Annotated in this window: 19 protein-coding genes; 1 reads left to right on the top strand and 18 read right to left on the bottom strand. The window is 63.3% G+C overall.

The features are described from left to right. Positions 1–42: 42 nt before the first annotated feature. The 6 genes from SB753_RS32855 to SB753_RS32830 form a co-directional block, all read right to left on the bottom strand. Positions 43–363, bottom strand: a complete 321-nt coding sequence (locus tag SB753_RS32855; protein WP_410804070.1) for a DUF1330 domain-containing protein — start codon at positions 361–363, stop codon at positions 43–45. A 110-nt stretch (positions 364–473) separates the two neighbouring features. Then, positions 474–1475 (bottom strand): transketolase family protein, encoded by a 1002-nt coding sequence (locus SB753_RS32850; RefSeq protein ID WP_410804068.1) that lies wholly within the window; start codon positions 1473–1475, stop codon positions 474–476. Further along, positions 1472–2317 carry a transketolase gene (locus SB753_RS32845; RefSeq protein WP_027780300.1) on the bottom strand — a complete coding sequence of 282 codons (846 nt, stop codon included), beginning with the start codon at positions 2315–2317 and terminating at the stop codon, positions 1472–1474. Before SB753_RS32845 ends, SB753_RS32850 begins: the two co-directional genes overlap by 4 nt. Before the next feature lie 38 nt (positions 2318–2355). After that, positions 2356–3684: an MFS transporter gene (locus tag SB753_RS32840; protein ID WP_410804066.1), complete on the bottom strand. Its 1329-nt coding sequence runs from the start codon at positions 3682–3684 to the stop codon at positions 2356–2358. Between the two features lie 76 nt (positions 3685–3760). Further along, positions 3761–4510, bottom strand: coding sequence for an SDR family NAD(P)-dependent oxidoreductase (locus tag SB753_RS32835; RefSeq protein WP_410804064.1), 750 nt, complete (start codon positions 4508–4510; stop codon positions 3761–3763). Positions 4511–4719: 209 nt separating this feature from the next. Further along, on the bottom strand, positions 4720–5616 hold the full coding sequence (locus tag SB753_RS32830) for a LysR substrate-binding domain-containing protein (protein ID WP_087752993.1): 897 nt from the start codon (positions 5614–5616) through the stop codon (positions 4720–4722). 234 nt (positions 5617–5850) lie between these two features. Between SB753_RS32830 and SB753_RS32825 the strand changes: the two genes are divergently transcribed. Next, positions 5851–6078 (top strand): hypothetical protein, encoded by a 228-nt coding sequence (locus tag SB753_RS32825; RefSeq protein WP_410804061.1) that lies wholly within the window; start codon positions 5851–5853, stop codon positions 6076–6078. Positions 6079–6123: 45 nt separating this feature from the next. Here SB753_RS32825 and SB753_RS32820 read toward each other — a convergent pair whose 3' ends face one another. The 12 genes from SB753_RS32820 to SB753_RS32765 form a co-directional block, all read right to left on the bottom strand. Then, the gene (locus SB753_RS32820; protein ID WP_020071355.1) at positions 6124–7953 is read right to left on the bottom strand and encodes an ABC transporter ATP-binding protein; all 1830 of its coding nucleotides are present in this window, start codon (positions 7951–7953) and stop codon (positions 6124–6126) included. A 129-nt stretch (positions 7954–8082) separates the two neighbouring features. Continuing rightward, the gene (locus SB753_RS32815; RefSeq protein WP_410804059.1) at positions 8083–8664 is read right to left on the bottom strand and encodes a DUF3005 domain-containing protein; all 582 of its coding nucleotides are present in this window, start codon (positions 8662–8664) and stop codon (positions 8083–8085) included. A 254-nt stretch (positions 8665–8918) separates the two neighbouring features. Continuing rightward, positions 8919–9971, bottom strand: a complete 1053-nt coding sequence (locus tag SB753_RS32810) for a TadG family pilus assembly protein (protein WP_410804057.1) — start codon at positions 9969–9971, stop codon at positions 8919–8921. Positions 9972–10030: 59 nt separating this feature from the next. After that, complete coding sequence (locus SB753_RS32805; RefSeq protein WP_088175883.1) at positions 10031–10507, bottom strand: TadE/TadG family type IV pilus assembly protein; 477 nt, start codon at positions 10505–10507, stop codon at positions 10031–10033. Positions 10508–10570: 63 nt separating this feature from the next. Then, positions 10571–11527 carry a type II secretion system F family protein gene (locus SB753_RS32800; RefSeq protein ID WP_087752999.1) on the bottom strand — a complete coding sequence of 319 codons (957 nt, stop codon included), beginning with the start codon at positions 11525–11527 and terminating at the stop codon, positions 10571–10573. A gap of 40 nt (positions 11528–11567) precedes the next feature. Then, the gene (locus SB753_RS32795) at positions 11568–12551 is read right to left on the bottom strand and encodes a type II secretion system F family protein (protein WP_410804054.1); all 984 of its coding nucleotides are present in this window, start codon (positions 12549–12551) and stop codon (positions 11568–11570) included. Positions 12552–12592: 41 nt separating this feature from the next. Further along, positions 12593–13960 (bottom strand): CpaF family protein, encoded by a 1368-nt coding sequence (locus SB753_RS32790; protein ID WP_410804052.1) that lies wholly within the window; start codon positions 13958–13960, stop codon positions 12593–12595. 19 nt (positions 13961–13979) lie between these two features. Then, entirely contained in the window at positions 13980–15191 is a 1212-nt protein-coding gene (locus tag SB753_RS32785) for a CpaE family protein (RefSeq protein ID WP_204523114.1), read from the bottom strand. A 72-nt stretch (positions 15192–15263) separates the two neighbouring features. Then, positions 15264–15608 carry a hypothetical protein gene (locus SB753_RS32780; RefSeq protein ID WP_410804050.1) on the bottom strand — a complete coding sequence of 115 codons (345 nt, stop codon included), beginning with the start codon at positions 15606–15608 and terminating at the stop codon, positions 15264–15266. Positions 15609–15629: 21 nt separating this feature from the next. Then, entirely contained in the window at positions 15630–17357 is a 1728-nt protein-coding gene (locus SB753_RS32775; protein ID WP_410804048.1) for a type II and III secretion system protein family protein, read from the bottom strand. A 78-nt stretch (positions 17358–17435) separates the two neighbouring features. Further along, positions 17436–18272 carry a Flp pilus assembly protein CpaB gene (gene cpaB / locus SB753_RS32770; protein ID WP_410804046.1) on the bottom strand — a complete coding sequence of 279 codons (837 nt, stop codon included), beginning with the start codon at positions 18270–18272 and terminating at the stop codon, positions 17436–17438. Positions 18273–18311: 39 nt separating this feature from the next. Next, positions 18312–19697, bottom strand: coding sequence for an ATP-binding protein (locus tag SB753_RS32765; RefSeq protein WP_410804044.1), 1386 nt, complete (start codon positions 19695–19697; stop codon positions 18312–18314). Between the last annotated feature and the right edge of the window lie 73 nt (positions 19698–19770).

Below are 19770 nucleotides of genomic sequence, written 5' to 3'. Positions count from 1 at the left end.
CCCGCTGCGGAACCGCGGTGCCGGCCGAATTCGACGCGGAATTCAACGCAGAATGTCGGTCGCTTTGTGATGCCCGTCCACGCCTTCCACGAGGATTACCGGTCCGCGAGCATGCCGCATGCGCAACGGCAGGATGCGCCGGTACGCGTCCGACGCGTACCAGGCGCGCGCCGTCGGAAGGTCGGGAAACTCAATCGCGATCAGGTCGCCGTGCCACTCGCCTTCCACGACGTGCGGCCGTGCGCCGTGTACGATGAATCGGCCGCCGAATGGCGTAAGGGTTGCGTCGATACCCTCGAGGTACTCGACAATCTCAGCGCACATTTCAACGTCGTGCAAATGGGCAATCGCATACGCAGTCATGTTCACTCCTCCATGCATGAAGAAACCGGAACTTGCATGCTGCGTATGATTGCCCTCGCCCGGAGGCGCGTCGATTACCTCGCAGGTAATGGAATCCGCAATGTGCGGATCTAACCGAGCCAGCCCTTGATCGACTCGATCATCGCGGAGGTCGAAATACCATAGCGGTCGTGCAGTGTCGGCAGTGCTCCCGCAGCGAGGAATGCATCGGGCAGCGCCATCTGCCTGAACGGGCACGACACTCCGGCGCGCATCAGTTCGGCCGCAACGGCCTCACCCAGACCGCCAATCGTCGTATGGTTCTCCGCCACCACGACGAGCCTGCCCGAACGCTTTGCTTCGCGCACGATTGTCTGCGTGTCGAGCGGCTTGATGGTCGGCACGTGCAGCACGCCCACGCCGATGTTCTCGCGTTCCAGCGCTTTCGCGACTTCGAGCGCACGCATGGTCATGATGCCCGACGAGATCACGAGCACTTCGGCGCCGTCGCGCAGCATCTTTGCCTTGCCGAGTTCGAACGTGTAGTCGTATTCGTCCAGCACCGCAGGCACGTTGCCGCGCAAAAGACGCGCATATACAGGGCCCTTGTGTGCGGCAATGGCCGGCACCATCTGTTCGATGTCGAGCGCATCGCAAGGATCGACAACGGTCATGTTCGGCATCGCGCGCATCAACGCGAGGTCTTCCGCGGCCTGGTGGCTAGGACCGTAGCCAGTGGTGAGCCCCGGCAGCGCGCAGACGATCTTCACATCGAGGTTGTCTTCGGCAATGGCCTGGTGCATGAAGTCATACGCACGGCGCGTCGCGAACACGGCGTAGGTAGTCACGAACGGCTGCGCGCCTTCGTGCGCGAGGCCCGCCGCTGCGCCCATCAGCAATTGCTCCGCCATGCCCATCTGGTAGTAGCGCTCGGGGAATTCCTTCGCGAAGATATGCAGGTCCGTGTACTTGCCGAGATCGGCCGTCATGCCGACAACGTTGGTTTTCTGCCGAGCCAATTCGACGAGCGCGTGACCGAAAGGCGCCGAGCGCGTGAGCTGGCCTTCGCCCGCAATGGACGCGATCATCGCCGAGGTCTTCAGGCGCGGTTTGCTCATGGTTGCGTTGCTCATGCTTGTCTCCCTGCTTCGAGTGCTTCGAGCGCCAATTGCCATTCGTGCGCATCGACGCGGATAAAGTGGTTCTTCTCGCGCTCTTCGAGGAACGGCACGCCGCAACCCATGCGCGTATCGGCCACGATCATGCGCGGCTCCTTGCCGGGATGCTTGCGGGCCGCGTCGAACGCGGCGGCCACGGCGCCGATATCGTTGCCATCCACACGTTGCGTGAACCACCCGAATGCTTCGAGCTTCTCGACTAGCGGTTCGAACGCCATGATCTGTGTCGACGGTCCGTCGGCCTGCTGGTTATTCACGTCTACAACGGCGATCAGGTTGTCGAGCTTCCAGTGGCTCGCGGACATGATGCCTTCCCAGATCGCGCCTTCGTCGAGTTCGCCGTCGGAGAACAGCGTGTACACGAACGACTTCGAGCCCTTGCGCTTGAGTCCGAGACAGCGGCCGACGGCAATCGTCAGGCCGTGTCCGAGCGAGCCGCCGGACATCTCCATGCCGGGCGTGTAGCTCGCCATGCCGGACATGGGCAGACGGCTGTCGTCGCTGCCGTAGGTCTCCAGTTCTTCGGCGGGAAGAATGCCTGCTTCGAGCAGCGCCGCGTACAGCGCGATTGCATAGTGTCCGTTCGAGAGCAGGAAGCGGTCGCGCTCTTCCCACTCGGGATCTTCCGGGCGATAGCGCATTGCGCCGAAGTACGCGACGGCCAGTACATCGGCGATGTCGAGCGCTTGCCCGATATAACCCTGGCCCTGCACCTCGCCCATTAAGAGCGCGTTTCTGCGGATGCGGTAAGCGTGCTCGGCAAGCGATGCCGTCGACGCATTGGATGGACTGTTCATGTCGTCTCCTGAGGTTTAAGCGGAATAGTTGAAAAAGGTCAGCGGTTCACGGATTTCGCGGGCACGAGGAAGACCAGGCATGCGCCGAGCGTCACCGCAACCGAGATGAAGATCAGTCCCGCCGTCGAGCGGCCCGTCATGTCGTTGAGCCAGCCCACGATGGCGGGCGAAAAGAAGCCCGCAAGATTGGCGAAGCAGTTCACAGCCGCGATGCCGGCTGCGGCGGACATGCCGCCAAGCAGCGCCGTGGGCAGCGACCAGAACTGCGACGACGACGCGAGGATGCCGGCAGCCGCAATGCTCAAACACACGATCGACGCCGGCACGCTGCCGAGCGTGGGCAGGACCGCAAACCCCGCTGCCGCGATCAGCATCGGAATGGCCAGGTGAAGTCTGCGTTCGCGCCGGCGGTCCGCACTCATGCCGATCAGCGGCAATGCGACGATCGCGCAAAGATAAGGAATCGCGGTGAACACACCCACCCACAGCGGATCGGCGACGCCTGATTTACGGATGATCGTCGGCAGCCAGAAAGTCAGCCCGTACTGACCGAGCACGACACAGAAATAAATCGCTGCCATCAGCCACAAGCGACGGTCGCCGATGAACGAGCGAATCGAAATATGGGCAGTGGTGTGCACGTTATCGCCGGCGACATTGCGTGCCAGCAGATTCTTCTCCGACTCGGTGAGCCACTTTGCTTTGGCGATGCCGTCGTCGAGATACAGAAGAATCGCGACTCCAAGCACGAGCGACGGCAGAGCCTCGAGCATGAATAGCCACTTCCAGCCGGCCATATTCATTGCGCCGTGGAGCGAATGCATGATCCAGCCCGACAGCGGACCGCCGACTATGCCCGCAAGCGGAATCGCCATGAAAAAGAGCGACAACGCCTTGGCTCTGCGGGCAGCGGGAAACCAGTACGTCAGATAAAGAATGACGCCCGGCGCGAAACCCGCTTCTGCAACGCCGAGCAGAAAGCGCAAAACATAAAACGCGGTGGGCGACTTCACAAAGACGAACGACGCGGAAATCACCGCCCACGTCAGCATGATTCGCGCAAGCCATGTGCGCGCGCCGACACGGTGAAGCACCAGATTGCTCGGCACCTCGAAAAGAAAGTAACCGAGAAAGAAGATGCCCGCGCCCATGCCGTAGACGGTCTCGCTAAAGCGCAGATCGTTCAGCATCTGCAGCTTCGCAAAGCCGACGTTGACGCGATCCAGATACGCGCCGAGATAGCACAGCATCAGAAACGGAATCAGCCTGCGGCTTACCTTGGCGTAGGTGCGCGATTCGAAGCTCGTCGCGTCTGAGTGCGCCAACACTTCGCCGTCGATAGCAGAAGCGGTGTATTTCGATTTCATGTTTGTCTCCTTCCATGGGCCCCGGGTTCGCCCGGGTGCCAGGAACACAGCGCCGCCTCGCGGGCGAGCGCTGTCGTCAATGAATGAGCATGCCGCCGTTGACGTCGAGCGTGACGCCCGTCAGATACGTCGAGAGATCGCTCACGAGAAAAAGGCACGCGTTCGCGACATCGGCGGCGTCGCCTAGTCTGCCGAGCGGAATGCCTTTGATGATGTCCACGCGCATTTCCGCAGTCAGCTTGTCGCCGGTGATGTCGGTCTGGATGAGCCCCGGCGTGATCGAGTTGACGCGGATGCTGTCGGGGCCGAATTCGCGGGCCATCGCACGCGCGAGACCGAGCACACCGGCTTTCGCCGCGCTGTAATGCGGGCCGCCGAAAATGCCGCCGCCGCGTTGCGCCGACACAGACGACATGCACACGATGCTGCCGCGCTTCTGCTCCTTCATTGCAGGCAGTACGGCTTGCGACATGTAGAGCGTGCCGCGCAGATTCACATCGACGATTGCGTCGAAACCCCCGGCGCTAATGTCTAGCGTGCGAACGGGCTGCGTGATGCCGGCGTTGTTGACGAGTCCGTCTATGCGCCCATAACGTTCGAGCGTGGCGGTTGCGGCTTGCACGCACGCAGCTTTATTGGTGACGTCGCAAGCAAGGCCGAGATGTGCCGCGCCCAGATCGGCGGCGGCCGCTTTCGCGTCTTCTTCGCGCAGATCGAGAATCACGACGCGCGCACCCTGGGCGGCCAGTGCCTTCGCCGTCGCCTTGCCGATTCCACGCGGGGAAGCCGCGCCCGTGACGATAACCACCTTGTTCTCGAGCAGCATCACTTGTCTCCTGAGTGTTGATGTGATGGAGCCAGTGTCGGGCACGCCGCGCGTGGCATCAACGCAGTACGGCTCAACTATGCTTGAGAAATTTTCAGGTGTTCGGGAGGGTGGACGCGACGCTTGCTGCGCGCGGGTTGGCGGCCTGCGAAGCAATCCGCCGAATGAGCAGGGTGCTGGAATACCCTGGTGTCGATCTGCCGGTGTTTTTAAGCCGCGCGTTCTCTCTGACCGATTTCGCGGTCGATCCACGCGATGAATCGCGCGACCCGTGGCAACTCCGCATTTTGCGGCGGACATACCAGATGATGCGCGCCGACCTCGACCGCATGCGAGTGATCGAACACCGGCACGAGCGCGCCTTCCTTGATCCGTACCGACGCGAGCATCAGACTTTCGAGCGCGATGCCGAGTCCGAGCGCCGCCGTTTCGAGCGACATGTACGAGCGGTCGAACGAGAAATCGAACGTCTTGTGCGCGGCGGAGACGCCGGTACGCCCGAACCATTGCTTCCACTGAACGAGCGGCGTTTCCGAGTAGATCAGACGATGGGCGAGCAGATCTTCCGGCGTCTTTACCGGGTGGCTTCGCAAATAGGCCGGCGACGCCAGCGGCGCAATGAACTCGTTGCGCAGCGTCCGCACTTCTAGATCGCGCCAGTTCGCATAACCGTGACGAATGTCGATGTCGTAGTAACCGCTCGTGAACGACACATCCTCATATGAGCATGCGAGGTTCAACTGGATGTCCCCGTTCGCTTCCTGAAACGATGCGAGCCGCGGGAGCAGCCACATCAGCCCGAAGCTGGGGCTCGAATGCACGCGCAGAATGTCGACCTCGGTGCGGCTCGACGCGCGCTCGGTCGCGCGGCTCAGGTCCGCAAGAGAACCCGTGACGTCCGACAGATAGCGCTCGCCTGTCGGCGTAAGCACGAGGCCCCGGCCCGAGCGGTAGAACAGCGTCTGGCCGATGATCGACTCCAGATTGCTGATCTGATGACTCACCGCCGAAGCGGTCAGCCCAAGCTCCTCCGACGCACGATTGACGCTCCCAGTTCGAGCCACGCTCTCAAAGGCGATGATGGCTTTGACGGGTGGTATGCGCATGGTGAAGTCTTCTCAGTGCGGTTGTGAAAGTGTTCCGATGCTCGCCATACGAAGGCAAGCACAGTAGTGCGGTAAACCATGAACCGGTCTGGCGCAACGCAGCGAGCGCGCGAGACGCAGCCCCGATTATCCGTCAATTGCCAGTGACTGTTTCGCCGGTACGCGCTTTGCTGGATCGATGCAGGCGACGAAGCGGACCTGCGATCGCCGGCGGCAACGGCATGGAGGCGTGGCATGGGATGTGGCGCGAAAGGTGTCATGACGCTCGGGCAGGAAACAGATATTGCCGGCGAGGAAATGCTGAACATGCAGCACCTGGAAGCGAGCCCGGACGGCAAGTACGTTTTGCTGGTCGAAACGGAGCGCTCCGAATGGGGTATTCAACAGCAGACCAGTTACCGGATGCCCGCGAAGCGTCTCGTCGAGTTGATCAGGACAAAAGGCGAGCGCATGGACGGCTAGCCCTTGCCGCAAAGTCGTTTGAATGCGGCAGGAGGCGCAGGCGGATCAGTTCAGCGTAGGGGCGGGGGTGCGCCGGCCGTGGCGCGCCAGCGTATCGCGGTAGATGCCCGGCACTTGGGCAAGTTGCGCGGGCGTGCCTTCCTGAACGACGCGGCCGCGGTTCATCACGATGATCCGGTCGAACGACTGCAACGTCGACAGCCTGTGCGCAATCGCAATCACCGTGCGATTCTGCATGAGACGTTCGAGCGCGGCCTGAATGACGATTTCCGAAGCGGTGTCGAGCGCCGAGGTCGCCTCGTCGAGCAGAAGTATCGGCGAGTCCTTCAGGATTGCACGCGCAATTGCGACGCGCTGGCGCTGTCCGCCGGAGAGCTTCGCGCCGCGGTCGCCGGCTATCGTGTTCAAGCCGTCCGGCAATGCCCCGATAAAATCCATGCAGCTGGCGTCTTCGCATGCGCGCCTCACGTCGGCTTCGCTTGCATCCGGGCAGCCATAGCGGATGTTGTCGAGCAACGAGCGATGAAGCAGCGTGACGTCTTGCGGCACCACCGAGATCGCCGCTTGCAGGCTTTCCAGCGTCACTTGCGAGATGTCCTGGCCGGAAATGCGTACGCATCCGGTGGCCGGCTCGTAGAAGTGCTGAAGCAGCGCGAGCACCGTCGATTTTCCCGCGCCGGACGGCCCGACCAGTCCCACGCGTTCCCCTGCCTGGATGTGCAGCGTCAACTCGTTCAATACCGGCCTGCGGCCCGGATAAGCGAACGAGACGTTGTCGAAATCGACTGTCGCCTCACGCACCGCGAGCGGTATTGCTTTGGGCGGTTCCGGCATCGAATAGGGCGTCAGCAAAGTTTGCGATGCTTCCGCGAGGCGCGCCACGTGCTGCGTTAAATCGACGAATGCCACCGCCACGTCGCGCGAACCATGCAGAATTGAAAAGCCCAAAGAGCCGACGAGGACCACGTCGCCGGTGCTCGCTCTACCTTGCGTCCAAAGCCACACGGTCCAGCCGAGCACGCCCGCCGACAGCACCACGGTGGCGAACGCATGCAGCAGGCGCAGCTTTTCCAGATACAGCAGACTGCGCTTGCGCGCAACGGCCTCGGCTTCGAGATGGCCGTCGAAGCGCCGTTGCTCCGCGTTGACCGCGCTGAACGCACGCACGAGCCCCATGTTGCCGATTACATCGACCAGTTCGCCGTCTACGGAAGCCGCCTGGCTCGCGAACGCCTCGTGCCGCGACGTGCCCTTGCGCGCGAGCCAGAACAGACACGCGCTGAGGGCTGCCGAAACGGCGACGAGCGCGACGCTCATCGGAACGCTCACGGTGGCCACCATCACGATCGCGCCGATCACGGTCAGCGTCGGCGGCAAGGCGGTCCATGCCACTGTGTTTTCGATGATGTACACCGCGTTCGCCGTGGCCGACACACGGCTGGATAAAACGCCCGGCTGTTTGTCCGCGAAAAACGAAGGCGCATGTCCCGTCAGATACTCGAACATGTCCTGGCGGATGTCGCCCGTCACGCGCACGAATGCGCGTGCCGCGACCCAGCCGGCGACGCGCCACATCAGGTTGTCCGCGAAAATGAGGCCGACGAGGACGGCAAACGCGTACTCGACCGTCTGTGGATGCGCGCGCCCTTGCGGCAGCGCGTCGATCAGATTGCGGATACCGTATTGCGACGCGAGCGCGAAGCCGACCGCGGCCACGACGCTGACGAGCATGATGACGTGGGCCACTTTGTGACGCGCGACATAGCGCCAGATGAGACGGACCGGCCGACCCGCATAGCGGGATAAGACGCGTGAGCGCCGCCGTCCGCGCACGCGGCTAGCGCGACTCCGATCGCTCCGATCGACGAGTTCCATGGTGCCTTCCCGAACTGGTGCGCCGGCAGGCGACAGCGGTGTGCTTCCGGGGAGGGAGGCGCGCCATGTGTCCGGCGAAAACGCTGCGCAAGGTCCATGCCTTGCGCAGTCCCGCCGGATTACCGCAGCTTACGTTGGCTCGTTGCCGCTTGCCCTGCGGGCGTCGAACTGTATGACGTGTTCTGCGAGCGAGCCGTTCCTTCGCTCGATGTAGACAGTGCCGCGATACGACACTTGCCAGCCGTCGCGCGCCGCAATCAGCGGCATGTTTCCGCCGGCGCGGCTGTCTATGCCGCCCAGGCCCATTGCGGGCGCGGGAACGTTGTTTTCGAGCGTGGCGTTCGACGAGATGACATTGTCGTGCCACGGCGACAGTCCTCGCTTTGCTTCAAGACCTTTGCCGTCGGTGTCGACGGTGTTATCGGTCGACGCCGTGTTGGCCGCGTCCACCGAGACCGTTCGGCTGCTCGCGCGGTGCACGGGGTCGGGCGAATCGGCGGTCACCGCGTCGAGATCGATAGGCGGCAGATTCTGCGTGTTGTCGTTGCGCCGCGTCGGCTCGGCCGCGCCGGCGTTACTTGAGCTGCCGAACTCTTTCGCTTGCGTATGAGCGTCTGGAGAAGCCGTTCCGGCTGCAGGGGTATGCACCGGACTCTTTGCGGCCATTTCGTTCTGCTGTTTCTGCGTGGGATTGTCTTCCGCGTTTTGCATGTCGCTACTCCTGCCGTTGGGGACTCCCCGGTCGGAGCGCGCGCAATGTCTGCCGCTCTTTCCGTTCCGCGAAGTCCGCTGCAACCCTCGTGTAAACGCATCGTATGAAAGGGTTACTTGAAGCGTTGAAAAAAATGACCGGCGCCGGTCTCGCGGACGACGTATGTCACCGCGATGGCGGGCGCCAGGCTATACAGTCGCAGCGAACGTTCCCGGCAGGTGGATTCGCGGCGTGCGAGGTTGGGCAATGTTCGCTAGTTGGCGAGACTCGGCGCTGTGACGGCGCCGTAATACGTCGCGGCGCCGGAGCCTCCGCTAGCCGACGGCGCCTTGTAGCCCGCAATGAAATGGCCGTAAATGTACGGGTTGCTGCCGTTCACCGCACCGTCGATATGAAAAGGCGCGAACCCGACGATGGGCACGGGGCTGCCCGTATCGAGCGTGTCGACCACCGGCAGCAGAACATCGGCGGGAGCAGGCACCGAGTTGTAGATCGTATTCTTCACGCCGGATTGAATCCATGTCGTATCGCCGATATTGAGCGGCAGCGGATTGCCGTTGGCGATCAGATTGCGGATCGATGTCACGTCCTGAACGTTGTACTGAAACGATGTCCATTGCCCGGAGCCCACGCTCGCCGCGCAGCCGGCATAGTGGTAAGTCGATCCTATGCTGAACTCCTGAGGGCGGCCGGTTGCGGGATCGTTTACCGGTTGTCCCGTCGTTGCATTCCAGTAGGCCGTATAGAGGCACTTCGAGATGGCTGTCGGAAAAAGTGCGCCGGGCGCGGCGTAGCCCGGCGCCGAGATGACCGCCACAGCCGTTGCGCTGATCGGCATTGTGTTGATGCCGATGATCGGCGCCAGCACGAGCGGAAGCGGTCCGCCGTTCTGCCCGGCCGCGCGGCTTACCGTCACTCGCACGGCGGGTTTGTCGTAGGCGCCCGGCGACGGCACAGGCAGCGACTGCAAGCCGGCGGGTGTGCCCGTCACGTTCCAGTAGCCGCTCTGAACCTGGGCCGTCAGTAGTAGCGAGCCTTCGGCCCGGTTCAGCGTGATCGCGGATTGTACCTTCATTTCCGCCTGCGTCCAGTTCGGGGTCGCGTAGTTCGGCCCGAGCGCTCCAGCGCCGGCAAGCGCCGCCGCATCGGCAGCGTTCTGCAGTTCGTTGCGCACGACCCACGCGCGGCCCAGGTCGACCGCGAGCGCAGTCGTGCCGATCAGCACGGTCAGGCACAGCGCGGTCATCACCGCTACGGCGCCGCGTTGCCGGTTCCGCGCCGGCGCAGGATTTCTTCGGGGTCTCATGTGAACCTCCATCGCGTGTGGATTGCGCCGGGCAGTGGCGGCCTGCCGGTTGCGCGTCGTTATTCGTAGTTCATCGTGGTGATGGCGGTGATGGGCACCGAGCCCACCAGTTGACTGACGATCGTGCCGAGCCCCACGCCGCTATACGAATAGGTGAGCGTGACCTTGAGCGGCTGACCGGTCGTCGTGCCCGACGATTGATCTACGGCTACGCTCACCGGCGACGGCGACGCGCCAAAGCTGATCAGATACGTCGACGCATAGTTCTGCGCGACAGTGGTGATCTGAGCGGCCGTGAGTGGCGGTACCTTGTACATCACGCCGGCGCGTGCAGCTTCGCGGCTCGCATTGGTGATCACCGCCTTGTCGTACAGCGCAATGCTGAACTCGACCATGCCGAACACGATCAGCAACAGCAGAGGCAGGACGAGTCCGAACTCGACCACGGCGACGCCCGCCTCGCGGCGCCGCCCGCGTCTGCGCGAGGCCGGGCGCGTTCCGGAAAATGATGAAAAGTGCGTTGTTTTATGGCTCATTTCTCTTCCCCTGTGCGCGTTGTTGTTTTCAACCAATGCGTGCGCCGCGTGCCGATGAATGCGTCACGTGCCGAGCGTCGGCAGCAAAATTCGGTAGATGTGGATGAACGCCGGTCCCATCAGCACCGTCATCAATGCGGGGAAGATGCAGAAGATCAGCGGGAACAACAGCTTCAATGCGATCTTGGCGGCGCGTTCCTCTGCGCGCATTCTGCGGCGCGTGCGAAGCGTGTCGGACATCACGCGCAACGAAGCGCCGATGCTCGTGCCGAAGCGATCCGCCTGGACCAGCATCGAAGCGAAGTTGTCGACGTCCTCGACACCCGTGCGCAACGCGAGGTTGCGCAGCGCCTTTTCCTTCGTGAAGCCGGAACGCAGTTCGAGCAGCATCAATTGCAGTTCGCTTGCGACTTCGGGACTTGCGAGCTGCATTTCGTTGGCTACTCGCATCAGCGCGGCGTCCATACCGAGGCCCGCTTCCACGCAAACCGTCAGCAGATCGAGCGCGTCCGGGAAGCCTTCGACAATCGCGCGCTGACGCCGCGCACGGCAGCGCGCCAGTATGATGTTCGGCGTGTAGTAGCCGATCGCCGCGAGTATGGCGAGGATCGTTGCGCTCACAGCGTACTGTCCGTTGACGACCGGCGTGCGCATCAATGCGATGAGACCGATAAGCGGCAGCAGCAGTGCGAGCACGGTCTTCGCCGCGAAATAAAGCCCGGCCGCCGTCGATGAGCGCCAGCCCGCGTTCATCAAACGCAGCCGTAACGGCGAGTCTTCCCAGCCGTCCTTTGGAATGGACAGTTGCGAGATCGGCCGCGAGATCTCCGCGATTTTCTCGGCCCATCCCGAGCCGGCCGAAGACTGCGTTTGCCGCGACAGCGACACGCCTCCGGCCTGCTGGATGCGGCGCTGCATATCCTTTGGCGTCATCCACCACATGAGCGCGACCACGCCGGCGAATGTGGCGACGAACACGCCGCCGAGCAGCAACAGGGTCCCTGAATCGAGCGTTTCCATCGTGACTCTCCAATTGGGTTCTCTTCACGCACGGCCGGCGTTATACGCGAATCCGCACGATTCGCCGCATCCACAGCACGCCGAACAGCATCGACACGAACACCGATTCGATGACCTTGAGCCCGGCGGGATCTTCCCAGAGCACCGAGAGAAAGCTCGGGTTCAACAGATTCATCGCGCCCGCCGCTGCGAACGGCAACAGGCCGATGATCCATGCGGACAGGCGCCCTTCGGCGGACAGCACGCGCACCTGATCGAACAGACGCAGCCGGTCGCGAACCAGCGACGCAATGCTGTCGAGAATCTCGGCGAGATTGCCGCCGGTCTCGCGCTGGATCAGCACCGCGATCACGAAGTAGCGCAGATCGCGAACCGGCACGCGCGTCGCAAGATTGAGCAGTGCTTCGTTCATCGTGACGCCGTAATTGATTTCATCGAAGACGGTACGGAACTCGCCGCCCGTCGGTTCGGCGAACTCGTTGCCGAGCATTCCGATGGCGCTTGAAAACGAATGGCCCGCTCGCAATGCGCGGCTGATCATGTCGGCGGCCTCGGGCAACTGCCGCTCGAGAACACGCAGACGCCTCGCGCGGGCGCGCAGCACGCGCAGTGTTGGGAACGCGAGGGCCGCCGCGGCGGCGAGCACCATGACGAGCGTCGGCACCGGCACTGGAGAGAAGCTGGCCGCGAGCAATACGACAATCACGGCCGCCACGCTGTGCATCACGAGCCGCCCGACCGTGTGGCTCAACCCCGACTGAACGACGATCCGGTCGATCGCATGGATACGCGGCACGCGTAACATCAGCGCATGGAGCGGCGCGGAATTGCTGAGCATGCGCTCCTTCAGGATGGACAGGCGCTCGCCGTGCACATGCGCGCCCGCCGACAGCGCTCTGATGCGCTGATCGAGGCGTCGCGCGGCGGGCCCATGATGGCTGTTCCACCATTGATACACCCCTTCTATACCCAGAACCACCGCAACGAAGAGCAGGAAAGCGAAGGCGTAAAAGATCGGATTCATAGATGCCTCACAAAGATAAGCCGCGTGCACCGCGCCGACCGTTACGCCGTATCGAAGCGCCGTGCCGGATCGTAGAGCTGGTCGGGCAGCGCGATGCCGAACGCCTGCAACCGCTCGGTGAATTTCGGTCTTACGCCGGTCGCGCAGAAGTGGCCGCGCACCGTGCCGTTCTGATCGATGCCCGTTCGTTTGAACGTGAAGATCTCCTGCATATTCACCATCTCGCCTTCCATGCCTGTCAATTCCTGAATGCTGACGACCTTGCGCCGGCCGTCGGTCAAGCGGGCCACCTGGACCACCACCGAGATCGCGGACGAAATCTGCTGGCGCAGATTCTTCGGCGACAGGGCAAGGCCGGCAAGGCTGATCATGTTTTCGAGGCGCGTCAGCGCGTCGCGCGGCGTATTGGCGTGAATTGTCGCGAGCGATCCTTCGTGGCCGGTGTTCATCGCATTGAGCATGTCGAGCGCTTCGGCGCCGCGTACTTCGCCGAGGATGATGCGATCCGGCCGCATCCGCAGCGCGTTGCGCACGAGCGTGCGTTGGGTGACTTCGCCGCGTCCCTCGACATTCGGCGGCCGCGTTTCCAGACGCAGCACGTGCTGCTGGCGCAGTTGCAACTCGGCTGCGTCTTCGATCGTTACCACGCGCTCGCCTTCGGGAATGAAGCCCGACAGAATGTTCAGCAGCGTGGTCTTGCCGCTGCCCGTTCCGCCCGACACCAGCACGTTGACCTTTGCCCGCGTGAGCGCATCGAGCAGTTCGGCCATGGGTGGCGTGAGGCTTTGCGACGCCACCAGGTCGCTCATCTGCAGCGGGTTCACTGCGAAACGCCGGATCGACATGAGCGGTCCGTCCACGGCGGAAGGCGGAATGATCGCGTTGACGCGCGAGCCGTCAGGCAGGCGCGCGTCGACCATCGGACTCGATTCGTCGATGCGCCGCCCGACCCGCGAGACGATCTTCTCGATCACCTTCATCAGGTGCGCGTCGTCGTAGAAGGTCACGTCCGTGAGTTCCAGTCGTCCCCCGCGTTCGACGTACGTCGTGCGGTACGTGTTGACCAGGATGTCCGATACGCTCGGGTCGCGCAGCAGCGCTTCGAGCGGACCGAAACCGAACATCTCGTCGTGGATGTCGGTCATCAACTGCCTGCGTTCGAGGTCGTTGACGGGCGCCTTGTCTTCTTCGAGGATGCGCGCGATCAGCCCGCCGATTTCCTGACGCACCTGCTCGGCCGGCAGCCGCGCGAGACGTTCCAGTTCGACCCGATCGAGCACGGCTTCGTGAATCTTGCGTTTGAGCGTCTGGTAGGCGGCGCGCGCGAGACCGAGCGGGGCGCGCATGCCCGCCTGGCGTTCCGGCAGCGCATGGACCGTTTGTGACGACATCTGTTCGCGTAGTGACATGAGATTCTCCTGGCTGACGTTATGACGCCGTCGACTGCCGCTGCGTGGCCGAGCGGCCGAACAGCCGGGCGAGCAACGGGTCATCGCGCTTCTTCTGCGGGACGACGCCTGTCGACTGATTGACGATGCTTTGTGCGAGCGCCTGTATGCTGCGCGTGAGCGCGCTGTTGCGCGCATTCTTCAGCAACGGCTCACCGAGGTTGACGGCTTCGGCCGCCGCTTGGGGGTCGTCGGCGATCAGATGCGAAGGACGCCTGCCGAGCACCTGTTCGAGCGCGCTCGCGGCTCGCTCGTCGTGGCGGCGGTGCCGGTTCAATAGCAGGCGCATCCTGTCGGGCGAATACGCGAGCGACACCAGCATCTCCTGCAGACGGCGGCCCGCGCGCACATACGGCATGCTTGCCTGCAGCACCAGGTGAATCTCGGCGCTGCGATCGAGCGCAACGATGGACAGCGCATTGATGCTCTGGCCGAGATCGAACAGCACGACGTCGTAACGCGGCGCCGCCACGCCGAGAATCCATTCAAGCTGTTCTTCATGAATCTCGAGCGCCTTCAACGGATCGCCCGCGCCGGCCAGCACATGAAAGCCGGGCGTGACGTGCGTGAGCGACGCATCGAGAAACGCGGCGTCGATGCGTTCGATCTGCGCGCAGATTTGCGGCAACGTCGACGGCGGCTCCTGATCGCTTACGAGAAACGCGGCGTCGGCGAACATCTGGTTCAGGTCGACGAGCAGCACCCGCTTGCCGTGCAGCGTTGCGATCGCGTGGCCCACGTTCGCTGCGATCAGGCTCGTGCCTGCGCCGCCCTTGCACGAAATGAACGACACCATATGCGTTTCGTGGCGAGTCTCGTCGGCGTGCGGGGCCATGGCACGCTGCACGGCGGCGCCGAGCGCGCGTGCGTCGAGCGGCCAGTTCAGCACGTCGCGAACGCCCGCGCGCATCGCGGCGATCAGCGTGTCGGGCGACGTCTGCGGCAACAGCAACAGACACGTGAGGCGTGGATAGCGGTGCACCAGCAGGTTGACCGAATCGAGTTCGGCGCGCTCGATCGACGCCGCGTCGATGATCAGCACGTCGAACGCATCGAGACTGTCGCCGCGCTCCAGCAACGTGGAGGGCGCGCCTTGCATGCGGGTCGTCGTGCAATTGCCGCAGTCAGTGACGAAGCGAACGACCTCGGACATTCGGCCCGTGTGCTCGGAGTTGATGAGGATATTGATCATGATGTTGTCGTCCGCGGAATTGTTGCCGGGTTGGCCCTGCGACGGCTCGCGCCGTTGCAAGCCTCACGTTGCCTACTCGCCGTTTGCAGGCGAAGGCATGGCCGCGCCCGCGCCCGCACCGCCGGCCGAGCTGCGGCCCACGCCGATCACGAATGCATTGGCGGACGTTGTCGGTGCCTTCAGCGACGCGTTGTAGTTCGATATCGCCGCGACCGCGGCCTTGCCGTCCACGCCCGCCGTCGACGGATTTTTGGAGGCCGCGTCCGGGTCGATGATCTGGGCCTCGGTGTAGCTGCGCACCGATTCGCCGAAGTGCCGGTCGAAGTCGGGCGTCGTCGACATGCAGCCGTTGAGCGCGAGGCACGCCGGCAGGAGTAACGCGGCCCAGCGCAAGGAGGAAATGGTGTGGTTCGTCATGACGTTCTCCGAGGGGTTGCGTTAGTTGTGAGCGGCAATTTGCGCGGCTTTCGCCTCAGGCAGCGGTGTGCTCGCCGCTGCCGGATTCGGCACCATCGCGGAGACGGGCGGCTCGGCGGCGGGAACGACTGCAGGAACCTGCGGTTGCGACGGTGCCGGAGCCATCGTCGGCGACGGCGCAGGGGCAGGCATCGGCGGCGCGGGCTTGTTGTCGACAGCCGGATCGCGGCCTTCCATGTTGCCCATCAGATAAACGTCGGCCTCGTTCGGCGTTCTCAGGCGGTCGGTGGGCAGCGGCAGATTCGCCGCCGTTTGCAACGGCTTCACGAGGTGCGGCGTGATGATGAACACGAGTTCGGTGCGGTCCTGCTGATACGACGTGCTTCTGAAGAGCGCGCCCAGCACCGGTACTTCGCCGACACCCGGAATGGCCTTCAACGTGCCCGACGCGTTGTTCTTGATCAGGCCGCCAATCGCGAAAGTCTCCCCATCGTTCATCTGCACCGTGGTGGAAGCGCGGCGCGTGGTGATCAGCGGCAAGATCGTCAGATTGTTGGTATTCGTCGCACCGACGGTGACGCCGGTGGATGACAGCTCCGACACTTCCGGCGCCACCTTCAGATTGATGCGGCCGCCGGCGAGTACAGTCGGCGTGAACTTCAGGCCGACGCCGAATTCCTCTTCCTGCAAGACGATGGTCGCCACGCCGTTCAGGTTGCTTTGCGGAATCGGAATAAAAACCTTGCCGCCTGCGAGGAATGTCGCCTCCTGCCCGCTCAATGTGACGAGATTCGGCTCGGCCAGAATCTTCACGAGGTTATCGCCGTGCTGTCCGTCGATCGCGACATTGAATGGCCGGTTATTCGCCTTGTTCACGTCGACGATGCTCGACACGCCCGCGAGCAGGCTGCTGATCAACGCGCCGCTCCACGAGCCGAAGCCGCCCTGGATGTTCATTGCCGAGCCCAACTGGTTGAGCACTGTCTTCGACACTTCAGCGACCTTCACTTCGAGCATTACCTGTTGCGGCGAGTCGACGCTCATCATGTTGAGCACCGTCGCGGCCTTGGCGTTGCCATTCGACGCGCCGTTGGCTGCCGGCAGCGAACTGCGTGCGTATGCTTTGGCGATTTCCTGTGCCTGATTGGCGGCCTGTGCATTCGATACGCGGCCGGCGAGCACGAGGTCTCCCGCGACCGTCGAGACGCGGATGTTCGGCTCATCAGGCATGAGTTGCGACAGCGAAGTCTGCAGGCCGCCGGAATCCGCGTTGACTACCACGTTGATGACCTCGCACGCGCCGCTCTTGCCTTGCACGATCATGTTGGTGGTGCCGACCGCCATCCCGACCACGTACAGCGTTTGCGGCGACACCATGGTGGCCTGCGCGATCGACGGATTGCCCAGCGTGCGATTGCGCACCGGTTCCGCGGTGTGCATCAGCGTCGACTTGCCGATTGGCACTACCACCGTGCTCTGCTCGTTCTGCGTGCGGCTGCATGCAGGACCGCGGGCGGCGGCGCTTTGCATTGCGCTCGCGGGCTGCGCTGCTGTTGGATTCATGCTGATGGTCATTTGCACCGGGCCGCGCGGCATGGGCACGGCAACGCCTTTGCCGGACATGCCGGGATCGAGCGCTTCCTGGGCGTGCACCGCCTGCGTACCGAGCAGCGATGCGCATATCGTTGTGGTCAGCAACGCGGCGCGCATCCCGCAGCCGTTCATGAGTTTCCGTTGACTCGATTTCATTTCTTTATCTCCCCGTAGCCCCGTTGCGAGCGAACTGTCGTGCGCGACACGCGGCGGCATTGCCCGACTGTTATGTGATCAAAAGCATTCCTGACTACCTTGCGTTCCGGACAGCACGCCGACGCAGTCGCGCTTCGGCGCAGGGCGGGCCGTGTATTTGACGCGCGCAGGCGCCGCCGCGACAACGGGCGCGGATGCCGGCGCGGCGGGCCTGCCTAGCAGCGTGACCTTAGTCGCGCCGCCGGTGGGCAACGCGCGGTCGTCGATCTGATTGCGCAGCACCAACGACAGGCTGCCGACGCTGCGCGCGAGATCGAGTTTTTCGGCCTGGTCAGGCGTCACTTCGAGTGTGACCGCGTTGACGACCTTGGGCTGCGTGTCGTCGCGGCTGACCTGCTGCGCGACGGCAAGCACGAGAATCTTTTCGAGGACGATCTTCGAGATGCTCTGCTGCGGGTCGGAGTTTTTCGCTTCGGGTTCCTGGGTGTTGACGATCACGTCCACATAGTTGCCGGGCAGTGCGAAGCCCGCCACACCCACGACATCGTTCACGCGCACCGTGATCGCACGCCTGCCTTCGCCGATCACCGCCGAGAGGCCGCCCTTGGTGCCTTGCGGAGCGAGCTTCGATTCGATCACCGGCTCGCCGGGTTCGAGGCTCGTGCGCACCACACGTCCGTCAAGTGCTTTGGCATCCTTGAACGCGCCGGGCGGGACGCTTGCGGACGGCCAGTTCACCGTGCGGATCATGTTCGGATTCAGCGGCTGCCCGAGACTCACTTCGGCGGTGGCCACCGCAATCGGCGTGACGGCCGACGACGACGCCTGCAGCAACCATCGCGAGGCGAAACCGACGGCGGCAAGACCCGCGAGCAGAGCCATTCCTAACATCACAATTGCGCGACTGGTCTTCATGTTGATACTCCTTTCATGAGTTGCGATGGCACCTGCTGATCAGACGCCGGCGTACCGTTTGCCGGCTTCCCCGGCATGGGATAAATGCGTGTCTTCATGTTCCGGCGCGCTGCCGAAATAGCTGTGCCATGCATGCGCCAGACGGTATTCGGTGACGACCGGTACATCGCCGTGATAGAGCGCGAACGAACGCAGCACGGCGAGAAGATCGGCCGGATAACAGGCGAGAAGCGGTGTCCGGCTGCGCAGATGCAATTGGTGCAGCAGGTACTCGAACACGCCGGGTGCCTGTTCAATGTCGTGGGCTGCGCATTGAGCGTCGAAGAGGCGCCGGTAGTCGTCGAGGCACAGCGGGCCGACATGGAGCTTCGAGCCGAGCCTGCGCAGAAAGGCGTTGTCGTTCAGTTCGGCGGGGGTGAGGTTGGTCGAGAAGACGGGCCACACATCGAACGGGCTCACGAAGCGCGCGCCCGATTGCAGCGAGAACTGATCGACGCCGCGATCGAGCGGCGTGATCCAGCGATTGAGCAGATCGGCGGGCGCGACGCGCTGGCGGCCGAGATCGTCGACGACATACATGCCCATGTTCGCTTTCATATGCGGCGGCGCCTGATAAAAGCCGCTGTTCGCGTTGTACTGAAGATCGAGCATCGCCAATGTCAGTTCGCCGCCGGACATCACCACCGGCCGTTCGCATACTCGCCAGCGGCGATCGGTTACGTGAGGCAGGGCGTTAGCGCAAGCGTCGCGATGAATCAGCGGATCGTGCAACTGGAGGACATCGCCCGCTACGTGAATCGCATAGGGAACCGGCACAGCGCCTTGCAGCAATTCCCCAAGCCGTTCGGCGAGGTAGGTCTTGCCGCCGCCCGCCGGGCCATAGAGCATGACCGGGCGGCCGGCGTTCAACGCGGCGACTGCGGAATCGATCAACGGCATATCGGCGATCAGGTCCGGGAACGCGGCGCGCACGTCGTGCTGCGCAATGCGGATGCGTTTTACCGAATACGCGTTGACCATGCTCACATACGCCTGGAGCGTGACCGGCGCGGGGCCGCAATAGGTGGAGCGGCTTGCTTCGTGAGCCGCGAGAGCGCGGCCGGCATCGGTGAGGCGCAGATAGACATCGGTATCGGCGGCACCGCGATGGGCAATTTCGACAAGATGTTCGCGCACCAGGAAGCCGATCGTTTCTTCGAGTGCCGCTGCTGTCAGGCAATGCCGCGTAATGAGATCGCCGAGCGACGATTTGCCGTTCTGCAAAAGGGACTTCAGAACCAGATGCGCGACGAAGAGCGCGGGCAAGCCGGTGTCCGCAACAGTGCGCGGCGCGCGCAATACCGTGTCGTTCGTGCAGCTCTGGCCGGCGTCCATGTCGAGAGGTGCGCTCGCTGCCTGGGCTGTGGCCGTAACGTTCGTGTTCATGTCCTGCTCCCCGGTGCCGCGCGCTATTTTGAGCACGGCTTTATCGCTTCGGATGCCGTATCGTCGTCCGGCA

Origin of the sequence: Paraburkholderia sp. SIMBA_053 (assembly GCF_046534895.1) — a bacterium.
Classification (GTDB): domain Bacteria; phylum Pseudomonadota; class Gammaproteobacteria; order Burkholderiales; family Burkholderiaceae; genus Paraburkholderia; species Paraburkholderia caledonica.
This window is presented reverse-complemented; position numbering and strand designations above follow the sequence as displayed.

Coding starts and splice junctions, on each gene's coding strand:
- SB753_RS32855 (WP_410804070.1), bottom strand. CDS start 363: ATGACTGCGTATGCGATTGCCCATTTGCACGACGTTGAAATGTGCGCT.
- SB753_RS32850 (WP_410804068.1), bottom strand. CDS start 1,475: ATGAGCAACGCAACCATGAGCAAACCGCGCCTGAAGACCTCGGCGATG.
- SB753_RS32845 (WP_027780300.1), bottom strand. CDS start 2,317: ATGAACAGTCCATCCAATGCGTCGACGGCATCGCTTGCCGAGCACGCT.
- SB753_RS32840 (WP_410804066.1), bottom strand. CDS start 3,684: ATGAAATCGAAATACACCGCTTCTGCTATCGACGGCGAAGTGTTGGCG.
- SB753_RS32835 (WP_410804064.1), bottom strand. CDS start 4,510: ATGCTGCTCGAGAACAAGGTGGTTATCGTCACGGGCGCGGCTTCCCCG.
- SB753_RS32830 (WP_087752993.1), bottom strand. CDS start 5,616: ATGCGCATACCACCCGTCAAAGCCATCATCGCCTTTGAGAGCGTGGCT.
- SB753_RS32825 (WP_410804061.1), top strand. CDS start 5,851: ATGGGATGTGGCGCGAAAGGTGTCATGACGCTCGGGCAGGAAACAGAT.
- SB753_RS32820 (WP_020071355.1), bottom strand. CDS start 7,953: ATGGAACTCGTCGATCGGAGCGATCGGAGTCGCGCTAGCCGCGTGCGC.
- SB753_RS32815 (WP_410804059.1), bottom strand. CDS start 8,664: ATGCAAAACGCGGAAGACAATCCCACGCAGAAACAGCAGAACGAAATG.
- SB753_RS32810 (WP_410804057.1), bottom strand. CDS start 9,971: ATGAGACCCCGAAGAAATCCTGCGCCGGCGCGGAACCGGCAACGCGGC.
- SB753_RS32805 (WP_088175883.1), bottom strand. CDS start 10,507: ATGAGCCATAAAACAACGCACTTTTCATCATTTTCCGGAACGCGCCCG.
- SB753_RS32800 (WP_087752999.1), bottom strand. CDS start 11,527: ATGGAAACGCTCGATTCAGGGACCCTGTTGCTGCTCGGCGGCGTGTTC.
- SB753_RS32795 (WP_410804054.1), bottom strand. CDS start 12,551: ATGAATCCGATCTTTTACGCCTTCGCTTTCCTGCTCTTCGTTGCGGTG.
- SB753_RS32790 (WP_410804052.1), bottom strand. CDS start 13,960: ATGTCACTACGCGAACAGATGTCGTCACAAACGGTCCATGCGCTGCCG.
- SB753_RS32785 (WP_204523114.1), bottom strand. CDS start 15,191: ATGATCAATATCCTCATCAACTCCGAGCACACGGGCCGAATGTCCGAG.
- SB753_RS32780 (WP_410804050.1), bottom strand. CDS start 15,608: ATGACGAACCACACCATTTCCTCCTTGCGCTGGGCCGCGTTACTCCTG.
- SB753_RS32775 (WP_410804048.1), bottom strand. CDS start 17,357: ATGAAATCGAGTCAACGGAAACTCATGAACGGCTGCGGGATGCGCGCC.
- cpaB (WP_410804046.1), bottom strand. CDS start 18,272: ATGAAGACCAGTCGCGCAATTGTGATGTTAGGAATGGCTCTGCTCGCG.
- SB753_RS32765 (WP_410804044.1), bottom strand. CDS start 19,697: ATGAACACGAACGTTACGGCCACAGCCCAGGCAGCGAGCGCACCTCTC.